The sequence below is a fragment of the Maribacter sp. TH_r10 genome (assembly GCF_033101095.1).
GTDB classification, from domain to species: domain Bacteria; phylum Bacteroidota; class Bacteroidia; order Flavobacteriales; family Flavobacteriaceae; genus Maribacter_A; species Maribacter_A luteus.
Genome location: NZ_JAWMPY010000002.1, coordinates 473,343 through 493,743, shown reverse-complemented (window position 1 = coordinate 493,743; position 20,401 = coordinate 473,343). Strand labels below are relative to the sequence as shown.

Here is a 20,401-nt window from a genome sequence, read left to right as displayed (position 1 = left end):
ATCAACGAGTTACCTAAAATCGTATATGATTTTATAACATCGCCTAATATAAAATAACAGCCGACCCCAAGCTGTTGAATCACAACTTAAGGTGCCGACTGCCTTTCAAATAATTTTTTTGATCAATTACAACTAACGCTTTTAAAGGTATACTCCGTGCAAAGGCCTAAAAAGGTTTTGGAACAATATGCTTCATAGCATTTTTCGCTAGATAAATAATTAAGATTTTGTTCACCCAATGTTTTCCAAACTAAATCCCAATATTGAAATTGGATTTTTACGTCATAAGCCCCATCTGGAGGCGAAGAGGAGAAAAATACGTTTTTGTCATTCACTTTTTTGTAAGACGTATATTTTACCGTTTGGCTACTCCCTTTCTTATAAGCAAACCTAAACTGAACATCAACTCCTATGGTTTTCTTTAAACTAGCGTTTTTATGGACATAATCACTGGTCTCACAGCTCTCTAAGCGATAATCAGTGTTATAACCCATTTTTGCCACCCTATTGTCTTTCAAGTATTTTACGGTATAGGCAATTGGTGCCCCAGGATTGTCGCGACTGTAAAGAGAGCCTTCCGTAATGACATAATTAAGTCCGCCAGATGATGCGACATCACTTCCGGTAATTACTTGGGAAGCTATCTTTGCATTACCTCCAATAGTCACTACATTAATGGTCGATTGCTCCAAAATGCTTTTGTATTTACCTTCTATATCAGCTTCTACATTTTTACCCAAACTGGCATATTCCAAGGCTGCCTCTAGGGCCACGCTGGTTTCCGTACTTGTGGTTTCCATTCGGATCATGATAATCCTTCCATAGGAAACGGAGCTTACATAGGCTGGTGGTGTCGACGATCCCATCAAGGATTCTACTTTGGCCAAATCCACATCGCTGCCGAAAACATCGGAGGGCTGATCAGGTGTTACCATACTTATATCATAAAATACTTGACGATAGAGTATTGCTGCAACCCTCTTTGAGGTTGAGGTATCGTAACTAAACTGGGATTCAAACGAAGACCCACTTACCCATTCGGCACTTACCCCAAGATCAAGACTCATTTGTTCCGACGAATAGGTAGTAGTGGACTCGTAGTATGCCCTAGAGGCTATTTCGTAACCTTGGGGGGCAATATCATTATTCCAATATTCCAGACCACCATCTATGCTTGACTGTACATTTTGATAAGTTGGATTGGCCACCTCAATATTACCGGATTCACCGATGCCTGGAAGATCCAATCTCAAGGTCGCTGGGGCCCTGGTAATTTGTAAGGGTTGTGGTGCGCCATCTAACATTTCCTGATTTCCGATGACCAAGGCACCGGGATAAACAACCCCCAATGCCGGATCAAAAATGGCCACGTCCTCAAAATTTGAGCGAATATCATATTCATTGACCTTACATGTGGTAGTCTTACCGTTCGATGTATTACTCTGATTACTTATTACTTCGGAACTGGAACCCGTATTTGATTGAACGTTCAATAATTCATCAGGATCATAATTTAAGTTCACGACATATGAATTGATTTTTTCCGCCTCTTCCCCTGAAATAGGTTCTGGTTTATCACCATCTACAGGGTCGGAGTCTTTGCTACAGGAAAAAGTAACAATAAGCATAAAGGCCATTAATACTGCAGGCCACATTCCATTTTGTTTGACTGTTGTTTTCATAATTATTAAGTTTTATTTAGGATTCAACACTCCCAAATTAGAGGAGAAGAAGGCCCAAGCCTAAAATTGACCATGGACAAAGTATGGACGGGATATATATATCTGGTAAAAAACAGCCATGGACGGTTATATATTAAACAGTAAGTCAATAATTTCATAAACCCCATAAAAACAGGGCTTTACAAAGATTATTATTGAAAATGGATTTAAAAAAAACATGGACTTCCTATGGACAAGCCCCTATTTTGATATTGACCACCTCTTTCTTTAAGAAGACATTATGTGTATCTTGTTTTTAAATCAAAGAGGTTAGCCCTATGGTAACAACAAAGTATTTAATGGCCACTTTTATGTTTTTCATCCTTATTGGGAATGCCCAGGATCGAAAAAAAGAATTAGATAGTTTAATATTACACGCCCAATCATTACCCGATGACACTCTAAAGGCTAAAGTATTGTCAAGAATACATGAGCGAATGATGTTTATGGATGCCGAGCGGGCAAAAGACTATGCACAACAAGCATTTGATCTTTCAAAAAAAATTGGTTACGAAAGAGGTATTGGCAATGGTTACCTACAATTTGGCAATTATTATTACAATCAATCCAAAAATGATTCTTCCGAAATATACCACAACCTTGCCCTAAAGAAATTCGAAGAAATCAAATCTGTAAAAGGTCAGATTTTTGCCTTGCACTCCTTGGCTACAATTGAAATGAAAAAAGGTGATTATGACAAATCCATTGTATTGACCAAATCCATATTGGATATGTACAATGACGATAACCGAAAGAATTCTGATTTAGGAAAATTTGACCTACGAGGTTCAGAATATGAGATATTGGGAGAAATATACTTTGAAAAAGGGAATTATAAAATTGCACTTGAACATACACTAACAGCCTTAAGATTTTTTGAGGATAAGTCAGATGAAGTAAGAACTGCTGATGCTTTGAAACAGTTGGCCGATATAGAATATCAACTTGAAAATTATGATTCCAGTATCGAATATGCCGAAAAAGCAATATCTATATATGAGAAACACGATGACAAGATTTATATGAGCTATGCCTATAATACCGCTGGTTTGGCTGCCGAAGAATTGGGTGATTCTCATTTGGCTCACAAACACTTCGATGCGTCTATTAATTTAGCCCGTGAAATGAATGTGCAAACAATGATATCACAATCTCTAAATGATTTAGCAAGACTACATTACAATAAGGGGGAATACTTAAAATCCAGAATTTTGCTAAAAGAATCCCTTGCACTTTCAGAACTACAGGATATTAAGTTAAACCAGACAGAAGCACTTCAGGAAATAGCGAATCTCGACGTCAAAGAGGGTAAGTTCGAACAGGCTTTAACCCACATAAATAAGAATATTGCCATTTCAGAAAAAATCGGGGCCCTACCCACTTTACGAGATGCCTTAAAAACGAGGGCAGAAATTAGAAATGGCCTAAATCAATCCAATCTTGCTTACAAGGACCTTCAAGAATACCATTTTTTAAACGACAGCATATTCAATATTAAAAAATCCCAACAAATTGAAGAGTTGAAGGCTATCTATGAAACTGAAAAAAAAGAAACAGAAATAGCCCTGCATAAAGAAGAAATCAACACCCTTAATGAAAAAGCAAAAGTGGATAAACTCACCAAAGGTCTATATGCAGGTGGAATGTTCACTTTTGTAGCCGTATCCGGTTTATTGTTCTTTGGTTTTAGACAACGGATGAAAAGGAACCGTATAGCCCGTGAAAAGCAAGAAGAAATTTACAAGCAAGAGATTGCATACAAAAAGAAAGAGCTTACGAGCCAGACCCTTCACCTTGTGCAAAAGAATACCTTCATCCAAGAGTTGATGGAGAACCTACAGAACATCAAAAACTCCCCTGAGAAGTTTAAAATGGAGTTTAGACGTATCGTAATGCTTTTAAAGAAAGAAAATGCATCTGACAAGGACTGGGAAGTCTTTAAGACCTATTTTTCAGAGGTGCACAATGACTTTGATCAAAAACTGAAGACCTTATCTGAAGATATTTCGGAAAAAGAGATTCGATTGGCGGCCTTTTTACGCATGAACCTGACCACGAAGGAGATTGCCGCCACGTTGAACGTTTTACCGGACAGCATATTAAAATCAAAGTACCGGTTAAAAAAGAAATTGGGCTTGAACAAAGAAACTGATTTAACCCAATTCTTAAATTCGCTGTAAGTATGCTGTATTCAATACACAATATTTAATCGTATACGATTATCACTCGTTTTTTCCCTTAAGTTTTAGCATGTATTATTAGAATAAATGCCAAAAAAAATTGCATACCGAACGTATTCAATATCTTTACCACCTATGATCTTACCCAGATAAGCAATGAATAAAAAAATCATTCTTTTTGATGGCGTTTGCAACCTATGCAACCGAACGGTGCAGTTCGTGATCAAACACGACAAAAAAGATGAATTCCGTTTTACTACACTTCAAGGTGAGATAGGGAAACAACTGGTCAAAGAACGTCATATCGATACTGATACTGTTGATTCCATTATTCTAATTGAACCTGGAATCGCCTATTACACCAAATCTACCGCTGCATTAAAAATAGGGGCTTCTTTCGGTGGAGCATGGAAACTGTTAAACGTACTGGATTTGATTCCCAGTAGTTTAAGTGATATCGTATACGATTTTGTTGCCCGTAACCGTTACAAATGGTATGGCAAAAAGGACGCGTGTATGATTCCTACCCCGGAATTAAAGGACAAGTTTTTAGATTAGAACAATACCTTGCGTTGTTCCAAAAGAAAAATGATCTAGAATAGACGTATAATTTAGCGATATACAATAATTCCAACACATTCAAATCGTATACGATTATAACACCCTACAGGTACGACAATCTATCGGTTTAAGAAAACCATTGGCCCTTTCCCTAACCCAAAAGAACCTTTGCCTCTACCCTTTTCCCTATTCACGCATTCGTTGTTTTTAAATTCTTAAGTAAAAAGGAACTTGCTTCAACTTTAAAAACCAACATTATGAAAAAACTATTCCTTTTCCTGTTCTTGTTTCCGGTTATTTTCTATGGAAACGGTGTAATCACCCCTTCAAAAATCAATGAGGTCACTGTATATTTAAATGGAGCCCAAATAACTAGAAATGCAAACCTAAAACTATTTCCCGGCACCAATGAATTCACTTTTACAGGGCTTTCTTCTAAAATTGACGAAAGTAGTATACAGATAGCCGGACTTAAATCGGCCACAATACTTTCCATGGCATTTGATGTAGATTTTTTGGCACCTTCCACGGACAGCCCTGAAGTGGCTTTGTTAAAATCACAGATCACCGTTGTAAATCGTAAGATAGCAGCATTGAAAAACACCATTTCCGGTTTGGAAGAAGAACAAAAAGTAATCAATGCCAACCGATTGGTAAGTGGTGAAAACCTTACTCTGGATTTGGATAAGATAAAGCAGATAAGCACCTACTATCGTGAACGTATAACCACTATAAAAAACGAGATTTTCGATGCCAACATTGAAATCGATTCCCTTAAACTTGATTCCATTGCTTACCAAAAGCAAATGACCGAAATAAATAATTCTCCGGTTAAGGAACAAGGCGTAATACGTTTAAAACTAGATACTCCCATAGCATTATCCATACCCCTTCAAATATCGTATACGATTAAAGAGGCCGGTTGGATACCCAATTATGACATAAAATCAGTAAAAGTGAACGACCCTTTACGTTTAACATATAAAGCCCATGTGTATCAAAAATCAGGGGTGGACTGGAACAACGTAAAAGTTACCCTATCATCAGGTAGTCCAGCATTGAATGTTGCAAAACCAAATGTATCCACAAAATATCTCGACTTTGTTAATCGGTATGCCAAACGAAACCAACATTCCATCAAAAAACAGAAATACTTTTACAATCCGACTGTCAAAAAAGTCACAGGTCAAGTCACAGATGCCTCAGGTTTACCCCTGCCTGGGGCGAATGTAACAGTGAAGGGAACTTCATATGGCACCCAAACCGATTTTGATGGTAATTACACCTTGGAAGTGGTTAACGGACAAGAATTGGTCATCTCCTATATCGGATTCGTTACCTACGAAGTTCCTATTTACTCCTCATTGATCAACTGCCGTTTGGAAGAGGATGCCCAACATTTGGATGAAGTTGTTGTTGTAGGTTATGGTATTTCGGGAGCTTCTTCCGGGGTAAGGGTCAGAGGTGCATCCAGTACTTCAAACTACACGAAAACCCCTGAACCCGCTACCCCACTCTATATAATTGACGGGGTACCTGTTGAAGGCTTTATTGAAGGTGATTTGGATGAAAGCGAAATTCAGTCTATCGAAATACTCAAGGGTTCCAATGCCGAGGCACTTTATGGGAACAAGGGTGCAAATGGTATCGTACTAATAACCACTAAAAAAAGTAACTTCATAGATGGGTTGACCAACATCAGGTTTGAAATTAAAAAGACTTATTCAATCATATCAAACGGAGATATTACAGCCATTGAATTAAATTCCTTCAATCTTAAGGCCCATTATGAACATTTCGCGGCACCGGTTATCAACGAGAATGTATTCATGACCGCAACTTTCCAAGATTGGGAAAAACATAATCTTTTGCCTGGGGAAGCCAATATCTATTTTGAAGGTAGATTTGCCGGTAAAACGACCATCGACCCCTATACGACCAAGAAAAAAATGACTTTATCGTTGGGTATAGACCCGAACATTACCGTAACCCGTACTCAAAACCGGAATTTTAAAAGCAAGTCATTTACAGGAAGTAACCGTATTCTGGACAGGACCTATGAATTAATGGTGAAAAACAACAAATCAGTCCCCATCCAATTAAAACTTATGGATCGCATTCCAATTTCCCAAAATAAGGAAATAAAGATAGATGATATACAAACTAATAAGGCCACCCATGATGCTAAAAAAGGTTTATTGACCTGGGAGCTTCAATTGGCACCGAAACAGAGCAAAACGGAATCTTTTTCCTTTAAGGTCAAATACCCGAAATACAAGTCTATTTCAATTTAAGGACAGTACTCATAAAGAAGTGTGAAAAGCTCCTGAAATCGAACATGATCCACTAATTTTGCACCACTCATTTGGGGTTCGTTGACTTTTGATAGCGGACCCTAAAATTGTATAGGATGAAAAGTATATCACATTGGATTTTCGATTTTTTGGTTGATCAGGGACTGTCAGAATCATGGGCAGGGACCATAAATATGATCATTTTGCTCTTGGTCGTTTTGATCGTACTTTTTGTTTTGGATTATTTTTTAAGAAAAATGATTGTCGGTATATTCAACCGACTTTCACTTTTGTCCAAATCAAAATTCGATGACCTGATGGTAAAAAACAAAGTACCAAGGAACATCGCACATATTATTCCCGTTGTTTTGGCTTATAAGGCTATTCCAGAAATATTCCAAGATTTTCATAACGCAGAAATTTTCTTCTCCAAAACCATTGAGGTCTTTGGCATTGTTTTATTTCTATGGGTCGTTCGCAGTTTATTGAATACGTTCAAGGACTTCCTGAAATCCCTTGCCAGTCTTAGGGACAAACCAATTGATAGCTACATTCAAGTATTCATGATATTTGCTTGGTCTATAGGTTTATTCTATGCGTTTTCGATTATTTCAGGTATTGAATTATGGAAATTCCTTACGGCATTAGGTACCGCATCAGCTGTAATCATCCTTATTTTCAAAGATACCATCTTAGGTTTCGTAGCCAGTATTCAAGTCTCGATCAATGATATGGTCCGTATTGGGGATTGGATTACTTTTGAGAAATACGGAGCCGATGGGGATGTGATCGAAATTAACCTTGCTACGGTAAAGGTTCAGAACTTCGACAAAACCATTACCACCATCCCGACCTATGCCCTTATATCAGACTCCTTTAAGAACTGGAGGGGAATGGAGGATTCGGGAGGAAGACGTATAAAAAGGTCCCTAATCATAAAGCAGGATAGTATAAAATTCTTAACAAAGGATGATATCGAGGCACTTAAAAAAATTGAATTGATCCGTACATATCTAACGAATCGAAGTAAAGACATTGATACATACAATATTGAAAAAGAAATCGATAAATCGCTCTTGATAAACGGAAAAAACCTAACAAATGTCGGTGTTTTCAGAAAATATATCGATAGATACATCAATTCCCATTCTGGAATAAACAAGGACATGACCATCATGGTACGCCAATTACCACCCTCTTCCCAAGGATTGCCCATTGAGATTTATGCCTTTAGCAGCGATAAACGATGGGCGAACTATGAATATATCATGGCCGACATATTCGATCATTTATTGGCAGCCCTCCCTTATTTTAAACTTGAAGGTTTTGAATTGCCAAGTAGCACCAATTTTAAGGCATGAATTTATTATTAAGATGAATAACCCCAAATAAATTCCCTTAAGGCGAAAGATTACATAATCAAGTCCCTAAAAGAAGGTGATTCGGTATTTGATATGGCAAAAGGATATTACCTAACTTCATCTAAATGGTCATCCCAATTCTGAATATGGGGTTTTCCTAATTTACCGACAGACTTGGCCACAACTGTTGCTACAGTGGCATCACCCGTTATATTTATTATGGTTCGGCACATATCCAATGGTCTATCCACAGCGAATATCAATGCCAAACCTATAGCCAATTTATCAGCAGGAAAACCAACGGATTCCAATACGATGACCAACATAACCATTCCTGCTCCAGGAACCGCCGCAGAACCGATAGAGGCCAATAAAGCCGTAAGAACTATAATCAATTGGGCAGCCAGACCTAACTCAAAGTCCAATGCTTGGGCTATAAATACGGCTGCTACACCTTGATACAGACTTGTACCATCCATGTTTATCGTAGCCCCCACAGGCAATACAAAACTAGAAACCTCCTTATCTACACCAATATGTTCTTCTACCCTTTCCATAGTGACAGGCAGTGTTGCGGCACTTGAACTCGTTGAAAACGCCAATAATTGGGCCGGACTGATTTGTTTTAGAAACCAAAACGGATTTAGTTTTGCATAGGTAGAAACAATGAAAATGTAAAAAACGACCATTAAGCAGAGTCCCAGAACTACAACCCCCGCATATTTAAGAAGGGCAAAAAGCAAATCCGGGTCACTCGAAGACACCACTACACTTGCCAAAAGGGCAAAAACGGCAACCGGGGCGGTCAACATAATCAAATCAACCATTTTTAGGACGACGTCATTCAGTGCGTCGAAGAATTTCTTAAGGGGTTTAGCCTTTTCCTCTCCGATCAATAACATTGATATTCCCATGAAGATCGTGAAAAAGATAACCTGAAGCATTAAACGGTTATCACTCATAGACCTAATGGCATTATCAGGTACCATGTTCTCCAAAAAACTCAGAGGTCCGGCCTCCTTTTGCCTAGATGCCTCAGCAATTTTTGAGGTAACCCCACTATCATTGGCATAAGTTTCGGTCAATCGGTCTATAGTCTCTTGGGAAATCCCTTCACCAGGTTGCATGATATTGACCAAAATCAAACCAATAGTTATGGCTACTATTGTGGTACACACGTAAATAACAATGGTGCGTATTCCGATATTCTTGAATTTTGAAATATCCTTTAAATCCGAGATACCTTTTATTAGAGAAGCAAGTATCAATGGAATCGCTATCAGCTTCAGAAGTTTTACAAAAATCGTTCCTAAGGGTTTTATCCAATCAGAGACAAATTCACCTCCCCAACTAATCTGTGTCATGGCAAATCCAAATAAGATCCCGAGGATCATTCCGATTAAAATTTGCCAGTGCAATTCCATTTTCTTCATAAGCCTTTGTTTAAATGAATTGGAAATATACCAATTTGTTAGGAAAGGCGGAAGAAGTGACTATGAATTTATGGCCTTTGCAAGTAAAAAATAATCTGCCAATACCAGTGCTGTCATAGCCTCAACAATAGGTACGGCCCTAGGAACTACACAAGGGTCGTGACGACCTTTACCCTTTGTTGTTACCGTATTCCCTTCTTTATCAATGGTTTGATACGGTTGAATCACGGTAGCAACGGGCTTGAAGGCTACTTTGAAATAAATATCCATACCATTACTTATCCCTCCTTGGATACCACCGCTAAAATTAGTTTTAGTCGTACCATCTGGATTGAATGCATCATTATGTTCACTACCTTTCATCATTACCCCTTCAAAACCGCTTCCGTATTCAAAACCCTTAACAGCATTAATAGACAGCATCGCTTTACCCAATTCGGCATGTAGTTTATCAAAAACAGGCTCTCCTAAACCAATCGGTACATTTTGGATTACACAAGTAATAATCCCGCCAATAGTATCCCCTTCTTTTCGAACATCCTTAATATAATCCTCCATCTTGGCCGCCATTTCTGTATCGGGACATCTTACAGGGTTCGACTCTATTAAGGAAAAATCCAATTCCTGATAATTTTTTTCCAATTTTAAACCGCCCACTTGGGAAACAAAGGCATTTATTTTCATCGAGGATAAAAACTGTTTGGCTATGGCACCGGCCACTACCCTACTGGCTGTTTCACGTGCCGAACTTCGACCACCACCTCTATAATCACGGAAACCATACTTTTTATCATAAACATAATCGGCATGGGAAGGTCTGTATGAATCCTTGATATGGGAATAATCCCCTGATTTTTGATTCGTATTATGAATCGCAAAACCGATGGGGGTACCTGTGGTCTTACCCTCGAAAATTCCCGAATAGAATTCTACCGTGTCGGGTTCCTTCCGCTGGGTCACAATGGCAGACTGGCCAGGCTTACGACGATTCAATTCATTTTGTATTTCCTCCAAATCAATCTCTATTCCCGGGGGACACCCATCTAAAACGCCACCTATTGCCGCACCATGTGATTCACCAAATGTGGATAATTTAAAAAGGTTTCCGAATGTATTCCCTGCCATGCGATTATATTAAGTTCATAGAGCGCCAAAGATAAATGTTAATGAACGGATTCAAAAATCAATTTACCAAAGCATTTTTTAAGATTGTAATAGGATGTAATGCATCCCTATCGGTGCCATCCTTTATCTGATGCCTACAACTGGTACCGTTGGCCGAAATAATGGTAGATGAATCGCTTTTTCGAATGGCCGGAAACAGTTTAAGCTCCCCGATCTGCATACTAACATCGTAATGTTCTTTCTCATACCCGAAAGAACCCGCCATTCCACAGCACCCTGAGCTTATAATGGAAACCGTATAATTCTCGGGCAAGTTGAGGATATCAAAAGTTACTTTTTGGTTAGATAAGGCCTTTTGATGGCAATGGGCGTGTATTTTTATGGTTTTTGCCTCTTTGGTAAACCTTTCCGATGTTAAATTCCCTTTTTCTATCTCTTTAGCCAAAAATTCCTCAACCAAGAAAGCGTTTGCCGCAATTGCGTCCATTTCCTCTTTGTTAGGCACCAAACGCTTATATTCATCCCTAAAGGATAATATGGCAGAGGGTTCCAAACCTAGTACCGGCACGTTCTGTTCAACGAATACCTTTAATTGCTTACTATTAGCGATTGCCAACTTTTGGGCTTGTTTTAAAAATCCTTTGGATAGGTAGGTTCGGCCACTTTCAGCATAAAAAAGCTGTACTTCGTATCCTAAACCTGTCAGAAGTCCAATTGCATCCTTGCCTAGGCCCGTATCCATATAATGGGTGAATTCATCTATATACAGAACCACTTTGGAATTTGAGCCAACAGATTCATTTAAAACGTTTTTGAGATACTTATCAAAATTAAAACTTGAAACTTTGGGCATGGTACGTTCCTTGGCCACACCTACCGATTTTTTCATTAAACCACTAAGCATCTTGGAACTATATACCGCATTTGTAAGTCCGGCAACCTTACTACTCATTTTATTGAGCTTAGTATTATGCGCAAACAATTTACTTCGCAGGGAATAGCCGTTTTTCTCCTGATATTGATATAAAAACTCAGCTTTTAAACTGGCAATATCCACATTACTTGGGCATTCACTCGCACAGGCCTTACAGCTTAAGCAGAAATCAAAAACTTCCTTAAGTTCATTTTGACTGAACCTATCGCTCGCGCTTCCCGTGGTCAAAAACTCTCGAAAGGCATTGGCCCTACCCCTGGTCGTATCTTTTTCATTTTTCGTTGCATGGTAACTGGGGCACATTCCCCCTTTGGCAAGATGGGTTTTGCGGCAATCCCCACTACCGTTGCACTTTTCAGCGGCCTTTAAAATACCTTCACTGTCTGAAAAATCCATCAAAGTAGGAATCTCCGGTTCCTCCCTATCCACTTCATAGCGGAATGACTCATCCATGGGATAGGCATCTACAATCTTCCCTGGATTGAATATCCCTTCCGGATCAAAATAAGATTTAATCCGCTTAAGCAGTTCATAATTTTCTTCCCCGACCATTATTGGGATAAATTCCGCACGAACGATCCCATCACCATGCTCCCCACTGAAAGAGCCTTTATATTTCTTTGTGAGCTTGGCTACATCTGTGGTAATGGCCCTAAACAAAGCCACATCCTCAGACTTTTTAAGGTTTAAGATCGGCCGCAAATGAAGTTCTCCCGCCCCTGCATGGGCATAATAAACGGCATTCTGCTTATACCCTTTCATGATTGCAGTAAATTCGGATATAAAGGCATTCAGATCTTCCAAAGCGACTGCCGTATCTTCAATACATGCCACCGCCTTTCTATCACCAACGATATTACCCAAAAGGCCAAGACCGGCCTTTCGCAGCTCAATTGCTTTTGCTATATCCCCACCATAGAGAATAGGGTTGGCGTAGCTCAACCCAGATGCGGTTATGGTAGCTATCAATTTTCCTATCTCTTGTTGCAGCTCTTTTTCAGTATTTGCCTTAAGCTCCAACATCAACAAAGCGGCTGGATCACCCTCAACGAAAAATCTATTCTGAAGCTGGGTCGTGTTATTCTTGGTACAATCCAAGATGACCTTATCCATCATCTCACAAAGATGAAGACCATGCTTCATTACGGGAATCACATCACTGAGACAATCTTCCAACGTACGATAATGCGTGACAACCATAGCGGAATATTTGGGAGGAAGTTCATCTAATTGTACGGTGATTTCTGTTGTAAAAGCCAACGTACCTTCGCTACCTGTTAGCAATTCACAGTAGTTGAATTGTTCTTCCGGGCCACCGAAAATACCGCTTTTCAACAAATCATCCACGGCATAACCCGTATTGCGCCTATGAATTCCCGGTTTCGGGAATTCTTCCTTTATACGTTCTTGTACTTCTTTGTTTGATAGTTCTTTATAAATATTTTTATAAAGTTTTCCTTCAAGTGTATTTAAAGCAATTTTCTTATCAAATTCTTCTTTGGAAAGTGGTTTGAACTCCACTTCTGAACCATCTGACAAAATCGTCTTTAATGAAATTACCTTATCACGGGTTACCCCATACTGGATTGATGTTGTTCCAGAAGAATTATTGCCGACCATACCCCCTAACATACAACGGTTGGATGTTGATGTGTTTGGCCCAAAAAACAATCCGTACGGTTCTAGATATTGATTGAGCTCATCACGAATGACACCAGGCTGCAAGGTTACCCGTTTATTGGCTATATCAAGGTCTATGATTTTCGTAAAGTACTTGGAGACATCGACAACGATCCCGTTCCCCACACACTGGCCAGCCAATGAAGTACCTGCCGTCCTAGGGATTAGCCCCACCTTGTTTTTCGAAGCGTAGGCAATCAATTTCTTAATATCCCCTATATTCTTAGGAAATGCCACAGCCAAGGGTATTTTTCGATACACGGAGGCATCGGTGGCATATAATGTGGTACTTAGATTATCGGTCAATAGTTCCCCAGCTAAACCTTCCTTCAATAAATCCATATGCTCCATAATTGGCCTGGTACGATTTTGGTTGCAAAATTAAGATATTATTTTCAGCAAAATAAAGAATCGTTATTTTTACAACTCTAAAATCAAATCTTATGAAATTTTTAAAAACACTTACGTTAATTGCTTTTTTCGCTTCATTTTCCTTTGGTTTCGGCCAAGAAATCTCAGAGCATGCCATAGGTCTTCGAATGGGGGACAGTGATGGTTTTGGTGCAGAAATATCTTACCAAAAATCAATATCCAGATACAATCGCCTCGAAGTGGATTTAGGCTGGCGCGATAACAAAAACTACAATGCCTTTAAATTAGCAGGTATATACCAATGGGTATTACCTTTGGACGGCAACTTCAACTGGTACTATGGAGTTGGTGGAGGATTAGGAAATGTTGATATCGACTTTGATGACGACAACGACGGGTTGTTCATTTTTGGAGCGGGCGATATAGGAATTGAATATAATTTTGATATTCCGTTATTAATATCGTTGGACTTTAGACCTGAGATCGGTTTAATTGGTTATGACGGTTTCTCCGATAATTTTGACTTTGATATCGCCCTAGGAATACGCTATCAATTCTAAAACACTGATATTCAAAAAGAAAGAAAGCACTGAACATTCGTTCAGTGCTTTTTATTTATGGGCACTAATAACTACATTTGCAATTCACATAAATAAATATCGAATGAGAAACATTTTTTTATCCATAATCATCTTAGGATTAATGGCAAGCTGCAATTCTAAACCGGAAGGCTATTCAATAAATGGTACACTTACCGGTGATGTTGCCGATGGTACCGCCGTCTATTTGAAAAAAAGTGGAGAGAACAATCGCCTGGTTGAAGTGGATACCGCCGAAGTAAAAGGCGGAACTTTTGTTTTCGAAGGACAGCAAAACCAACCTGAAATGCATTACATTTTTATAGACCAACTGGGCGGTTACGCCGCTACTGTACTTGAAAATGGCGATATAGAATTCACTGCCCACAAAGACAGTCTTGGCTTGGCAAAGTCTACTGGTACCCCGCAAAACGAATTTCTATATGACTTTCAAAAAAACTCAAGAGAAGTATCCCAGCAAGCAATGAACATTCAAAAAGACCTAAAGGCCGCATCAAACAGCAGGGATACGGTTCTGATAAACTCACTGAAAGAAGAGCTGAACGATCTAAGGGGTGAATATGAAGAATTTGAATTGGGCTATATCAAGGACAACCCCAACGCCTTGATTTCCGCTTTACTTATAGATAGGGCCATAAACACAAGGACATCGACAACGGAAGAACTACAAACCCTATTCAACGGACTTTCTGCCGAAATCAAAGAGACCGAAGCTGCAAAAAAAGTTAAGAAAACACTGGATGAATTAAAGAAGCGTGAAGAAAACTCCAAAAACACAAGCGTTGGAGCCGTGGCTCCTGATTTTTCAGCCCCTTCGCCTAGCGGGAAACTTTTGGCCTTAAACGATGTTAAAGGAAAAGCAACGTTAATCGATTTCTGGGCAGCTTGGTGCAGACCTTGCCGGGCAGAAAACCCAAACGTGGTAAAAGTTTACGACAAATACAAGGAAAAAGGCCTGAGTATCATAGGCGTTTCACTGGACAAAACAGCTGAAGCATGGAAAAAAGCCATTGAGGATGACGGATTGGAATGGCACCATGTTTCCAACATCGCCTATTTTGACGATGCCATAGCAAAGCTTTATAATGTTGACGCTATTCCTGCTACTTTTTTATTGGACGAAAACGGGGTTATCGTAGCAAAAAATCTTAGAGGTCCTGCTTTAGAGGCCCGTATATCGGAAATGCTGAATTAAGCACATTACTTCTTTTTAAATAAAAAAATCCCTTCCGTTTAACCGGAAGGGATTTTTTTTATTTAGTAGTTTGCTAAAATTTGTTTCTTACATCATCGTAGTTTCCTGATACATTTACAGTTCCATTTTTTACGACCGAACCAAAAATATTAACTACGGAGTCATTTCCGATAAATTCCAATTTCGCCCCATCATTCAAAATAAGGTCTCCGTAAATAGTAAGGTTCCCCTCGACTACAAACGTTGCCCCTTCATCAACCATCACATCTTTTCTTTTATTGTTTCTTCCAACAACCAAAGTACCGTACATTTCGAAAAGAGCATCACTATAAACATCCACTCCATTGTTAACTGTCCACGAACCACAAAGCAACAAGGTACCGGCAACTTCAATATTAGCGAATCTTTTTGAGCCACTATACGCCTTATCTTCACCTAACCTCACATTTAAATCAGAACTGCCCGAATAAGTCGAAAGGGAACTACAACGGGTAGACAAACTTTCGCTTGTCCTATTCAATTTGATAATTTGCAACCCACTTTTACCTGAAGCCGCAAAAATATAATCGTCTTTTGATTCTACATAGTTTATTGAGCCTTCTAACTGAATAACCCCGTATAAATCGGCATCATCCCCATTGTCCTCGGAAAGACAAAGTCCGGAACCACCATTGGCCATGAGTATCATTTCCTCGTTCAAAGCAACTGCATTGGTCTCACTTCCCTCTGTCGAAGTTGCGCTAGGGTCGATCAACACAGGTAAATATTCGATTAAAGAACCACTAGCTACATTATATAATCCGGCGCCTATTGAACCCTCGGAAACAATCACCTTGCCATCTTTGAAAGCCAAAGTTCGCTTTGTCGCTGCACCAAAATCAGTATTTATAGGTATTTCTTTTATTACATTTAGATTATCATCCAATATGCTTACTCCACTACCAGCATCAAGAACAGCGAATAGACCATTGTCCATTTTCACAGACCTCAAGTCCTGAAATGGGGCTTCATTTAAAATACTTAAGTCACTTTTGTTATAAATGGTTACGGTACCATCGCCACCGCTTGAAACTACCACGGTATTAGAAGTTACTTCAATATCTGTACTATTATACCCCTCCTGAAAACCATAATCGATTCCAGCACTAGTATACATCCTTCCTCCTGAAGCAGGGATTTTTGCAACAAAAGAATTTGAAGTAGCCGTAACGGATTTTTCCGAATCAACACCTCCGACTGCATAAATATACCCATCACTATATTCAATAGCGTTTAAATCAGCATTTACATAATACAATCTAGAAGTGACTTTCGGATCAGTGGGATCACTTACATCAATAATGTCTATACCTCCGGCATAATCATCTTCAACAGTATTATAGGAAACGTACGCATAATCTCCATCTACATGTACGTGAGAAGCAGTCAAGTTCTCACCGCCACTATAAGACGGGGGGTCAATTTGTGCGATCAAGGTAAGCGGGTAATCACCAGCCTCATCGACTTTGGAAGCACTGGCTTGTTTTCCTGAAATATTAACTTCCTCTGCAATTTCCAGTACTCCAGCATAATCAAAACTTACACTGTTGTCTAAAATCTGTTCGTTGCCTTCTAATTGTATATCGTCCTGAAAATCACTGAAGACCGTAGTTTCATCACTACAAGACATAATCAATAAGAAAATTGAACAAAGTAGTAGGTTTACTTTTTTCATTTTAAAATTTGGTTTTGGTTTAGATTTAGGTTTCTATATTAACGCCAAAATTACGTAATGCGTGTATTCCCAATGTAATATTTACAATGAAATGCCAATAAACAAGAGGAACGGTAAAAATCACATTGAATCTTCGCCCTTTCCTTCCTTTTGTTGATCAATTCTAGATTTTCCCAAGCTTTTCCATAATGAAAAGAATGACTATTGGGACGGCAAGAAGTATAACCATCATCGTGTCGGTTACCAAAAGATCAGGTTTAAAGAATAATGTTGCCACATAACCCCCCATAGCTCCTCCAAAATGAGCGGTATGCCCAATGTTACCCAATCGTTTTTTCATGCCGTATATGGAATACAATAGATAACCAATACCGAGGACATAGGCTGGTAAAGGTATAGGAATGAACATAATCCCCAAACGCATATCCGGTTGCAACAAAATTGCAGTATACAATATGCCCGTAACAGCCCCACTCGCGCCTACCGCACTATAATAAGGCTCATTCTTATGAAAAACCAGTGCCAATAGACTCCCCGCTACAAGACTTATAAAATATATGCCTACAAATTTTATGGGACCAAACCAATTTATGACCACATCGGCGAAAAAGTAAAGTGTAAGCATATTCATGAACAAGTGGGACATATCCACGTGTAAAAACCCTGAAGTAAGCATTCTGTCCTTCTGTCCGCCCTTTATCCCCCCTATACTGAATTTATATCTTTCAAAAAATCCAGTGTCGTTAAAACCTTTTAAAGATGCTATTACATTAGCCGCTATAATGGCGATGGTAGCGATGTTTAGATTATACATGTACTTAGGCGTTATATTTCGAGCCAAATATAGCTATATTTGCGCTTTACTACGTAATACATGCAACTACTTGCCTTTATTTTAATATACCCTTTATTATGGGTGATTTCGATCCTTCCGCATCATATATTTTATGGGTTTTCCAATGCCGTATACTTTTTGGTGTATCGAATAATCGGATACCGCAAAGATGTGGTACGCAATAATCTAGAATTGGTTTTCCCCAACAAACGAAAAGAAGAATTGACCGCAATTGAAAAAGGCTTTTATCGCCACATGTGCGATATGTTCCTGGAAATGGTCAAAGGCATGAACCTTTCCAAAGAAGCTTTTCGAAAGAAATACAATGTCCTTAATGCCGAAGTACTTCGTGAAATCGAAAAAGAAAAAAGCGTACTGATCCTCTGCTCCCACTATGCTAATTGGGAATGGAATGTAAGCATCAACAATTACGTAGAATCCAAAGGATATGCGGTATATCAAAAAATTAGCAATTCTTATTTCGACAAACTGGTCAGAAAGATCAGGGCAAAATGGAACACTTCTTTAATCTCACAACAAGAAACCACCAAAACGGTGATACGTAACCACAAGAACAATATCACTGCCATATACGGTATGGTCAGCGATCAATCGCCACAAGTAAAGAGAGCCCATTATTGGAAAGAATTCATGGGTGTAAGGGTCCCCATATTCAACGGGGCCGAAACCTTGGCCCGGAAACTTGATCTAGCTGTGGTCTTTTTAAAAGTCAGCAAGGTAAAACGTGGCTATTACCAAGCCGAGTTCATACCCATTACCCTTGCAGGAAGCAGCACTGAAAAAAACGAGATTACCGATAAGTTCATTGAACTTACCGAACTTCAAATCAAAGAAAGACCGGAACACTACCTCTGGACGCATCGGCGCTGGAAACACCGCGGCAAAGAACCAAAATAATCTTTTCGACACCTTACCAAGGTTGGTTGATTTAAATACCAGCTATACTCTTGATCTCACCAATAATACGATCCGCAAGGCCATCAGCCTCATTTTGACTTTTTGCTTCTGTATAAATCCGGATTATAGGTTCGGTATTCGACTTACGTAAGTGTACCCAATTTTCAGCAAAATCGACCTTTACACCATCAATAGTAGAGATTTCTTCCTCACTATATTTATCCGCCATAGCTTTTAAGATACCATCCACATCCAATTCAGGAGTCAACTGAATTTTCTTCTTACTCATAAAATAGCTAGGATAGCTATCGCGTAATTCCTTGACCGTTCCCCCTTTTTCTGCCATCAACATCAAAAACAACGCCGTACCCACCAAGGCATCACGACCATAATGGCTCTCAGGATAAATGATTCCACCATTTCCTTCACCGCCTATAATCGCCTTATTCGCCTTCATTTTGGTCACCACATTCACTTCACCTACAGCGGCAGCCTCGTAAGTACCACCATGCTTTTCGGTAATATCCCTTAAAGCCCTAGAAGACGATAAATTAGAAACTGTATTCCCTTTCGTTTTACCTAGTACATAATCCGCACAGGCCACCAAGGTGTATTCTTCCCCGAACATCTCGCCATCGTTACTGATAAATGCCAAACGATCCACATCCGGGTCCACCACAATACCAAAGTCCGCTTTTTCTTTTACAACAAGTTCACAAATGTCTCCCAGATGCTCTTTTAACGGCTCGGGATTATGAGGGAAATGTCCATTTGGATCACAATACAACTTAACGACTTCGACCCCTAAGGTTTCCAACAACTTAGGGATAACAATACCTCCGGTAGAATTCACTCCATCTACCACTACTTTGAATTTTGCTTTTCGAATCGTATCGGCATCCACCAATGATAGATTCAAAACTTCATCAATATGAATATCGATATAGGCATCATTTTTGGTTACGTCACCAAGATCATCCACATCAGCAAATACAAAATCCTCACTTTCCGCAATCTCAAGGATTTTAGCCCCTTGTGCCGCATCTAAAAATTCCCCTTTTTCATTAAGTAACTTTAGGGCGTTCCATTGTTTGGGATTATGACTTGCGGTCAATATGATTCCACCGTCCGCTTTTTCCAAAGGAACGGCGATTTCAACGGTTGGTGTTGTAGAAAGATCCAAATCTATTACATCTACACCTAAGCCCACCAGTGTTGAAACCACAAGATTCTGGATCATTTCACCTGATATCCTAGCATCTCGACCAATAACAACTTTTAAATCATCTTTCTTTGAATACCCTTTTAACCATATACCGTAAGCAGCCGCAAATTTCACGGCATCAATCGGGGTTAAATTGTCCCCTGATTCACCTCCGATTGTACCTCGTATTCCAGATATTGATTTAATTAGTGTCATAATTTGTTAAAAGTTTTTTTGCAAATATAAAAGACTAATACCAATCCTAACCTTCAATT

General features: G+C 39.2%; 14 protein-coding genes. 7 read left to right on the top strand and 7 right to left on the bottom strand.

Going from position 1 to position 20,401, the window contains the following annotated elements:
- Positions 1–122: 122 nt before the first annotated feature.
- Positions 123–1,682, bottom strand: a complete 1,560-nt coding sequence (locus tag R3X28_RS07505) for a thiol-activated cytolysin family protein (protein ID WP_317663721.1) — start codon at positions 1,680–1,682, stop codon at positions 123–125.
- Between the two features lie 317 nt (positions 1,683–1,999).
- Between R3X28_RS07505 and R3X28_RS07500 the strand changes: the two genes are divergently transcribed.
- The 4 genes from R3X28_RS07500 to R3X28_RS07485 all read left to right on the top strand — a co-directional run bounded on the left by R3X28_RS07500 (position 2,000) and on the right by R3X28_RS07485 (position 8,117).
- Positions 2,000–3,901: a tetratricopeptide repeat protein gene (locus R3X28_RS07500; protein ID WP_317663720.1), complete on the top strand. Its 1,902-nt coding sequence runs from the start codon at positions 2,000–2,002 to the stop codon at positions 3,899–3,901.
- 156 nt (positions 3,902–4,057) lie between these two features.
- Positions 4,058–4,459 (top strand): thiol-disulfide oxidoreductase DCC family protein, encoded by a 402-nt coding sequence (locus R3X28_RS07495; protein ID WP_317663718.1) that lies wholly within the window; start codon positions 4,058–4,060, stop codon positions 4,457–4,459.
- 260 nt (positions 4,460–4,719) lie between these two features.
- Positions 4,720–6,756 carry a mucoidy inhibitor MuiA family protein gene (locus R3X28_RS07490; RefSeq protein WP_317663716.1) on the top strand — a complete coding sequence of 679 codons (2,037 nt, stop codon included), beginning with the start codon at positions 4,720–4,722 and terminating at the stop codon, positions 6,754–6,756.
- A gap of 116 nt (positions 6,757–6,872) precedes the next feature.
- On the top strand, positions 6,873–8,117 hold the full coding sequence (locus R3X28_RS07485) for a mechanosensitive ion channel family protein (protein WP_317663714.1): 1,245 nt from the start codon (positions 6,873–6,875) through the stop codon (positions 8,115–8,117).
- 107 nt (positions 8,118–8,224) lie between these two features.
- Here R3X28_RS07485 and R3X28_RS07480 read toward each other — a convergent pair whose 3' ends face one another.
- The 3 genes from R3X28_RS07480 to R3X28_RS07470 are packed head-to-tail and all read right to left on the bottom strand — an operon-like array spanning position 8,225 to position 13,631.
- The gene (locus R3X28_RS07480; protein ID WP_317663712.1) at positions 8,225–9,550 is read right to left on the bottom strand and encodes a dicarboxylate/amino acid:cation symporter; all 1,326 of its coding nucleotides are present in this window, start codon (positions 9,548–9,550) and stop codon (positions 8,225–8,227) included.
- Positions 9,551–9,610: 60 nt separating this feature from the next.
- The gene (gene aroC / locus R3X28_RS07475) at positions 9,611–10,675 is read right to left on the bottom strand and encodes a chorismate synthase (protein WP_317663710.1); all 1,065 of its coding nucleotides are present in this window, start codon (positions 10,673–10,675) and stop codon (positions 9,611–9,613) included.
- Between the two features lie 58 nt (positions 10,676–10,733).
- A complete protein-coding gene (locus R3X28_RS07470; RefSeq protein WP_411556600.1) occupies positions 10,734–13,631 on the bottom strand; it encodes an FAD-binding and (Fe-S)-binding domain-containing protein in 2,898 nt (965 codons plus the stop codon).
- A 101-nt stretch (positions 13,632–13,732) separates the two neighbouring features.
- Between R3X28_RS07470 and R3X28_RS07465 the strand changes: the two genes are divergently transcribed.
- Together R3X28_RS07465 and R3X28_RS07460 are read left to right on the top strand one after the other, a co-directional pair.
- On the top strand, positions 13,733–14,221 hold the full coding sequence (locus R3X28_RS07465; RefSeq protein ID WP_154369220.1) for a hypothetical protein: 489 nt from the start codon (positions 13,733–13,735) through the stop codon (positions 14,219–14,221).
- 103 nt (positions 14,222–14,324) lie between these two features.
- Positions 14,325–15,455, top strand: coding sequence for a redoxin domain-containing protein (locus R3X28_RS07460; protein WP_317663705.1), 1,131 nt, complete (start codon positions 14,325–14,327; stop codon positions 15,453–15,455).
- A gap of 73 nt (positions 15,456–15,528) precedes the next feature.
- On the opposite strand, the gene R3X28_RS07455 is transcribed toward R3X28_RS07460, so the two are convergent.
- Positions 15,529–17,169, bottom strand: coding sequence for a hypothetical protein (locus R3X28_RS07455; protein WP_317663703.1), 1,641 nt, complete (start codon positions 17,167–17,169; stop codon positions 15,529–15,531).
- Between the two features lie 163 nt (positions 17,170–17,332).
- Positions 17,333–17,983 (bottom strand): rhomboid family intramembrane serine protease, encoded by a 651-nt coding sequence (locus R3X28_RS07450; RefSeq protein WP_317663701.1) that lies wholly within the window; start codon positions 17,981–17,983, stop codon positions 17,333–17,335.
- Between the two features lie 60 nt (positions 17,984–18,043).
- Between R3X28_RS07450 and R3X28_RS07445 the strand changes: the two genes are divergently transcribed.
- A complete protein-coding gene (locus tag R3X28_RS07445) occupies positions 18,044–18,922 on the top strand; it encodes a lysophospholipid acyltransferase family protein (RefSeq protein ID WP_317663699.1) in 879 nt (292 codons plus the stop codon).
- A gap of 31 nt (positions 18,923–18,953) precedes the next feature.
- On the opposite strand, the gene glmM is transcribed toward R3X28_RS07445, so the two are convergent.
- Positions 18,954–20,342, bottom strand: a complete 1,389-nt coding sequence (gene glmM / locus R3X28_RS07440; protein WP_317663697.1) for a phosphoglucosamine mutase — start codon at positions 20,340–20,342, stop codon at positions 18,954–18,956.
- Positions 20,343–20,401: the final 59 nt, after the last annotated feature.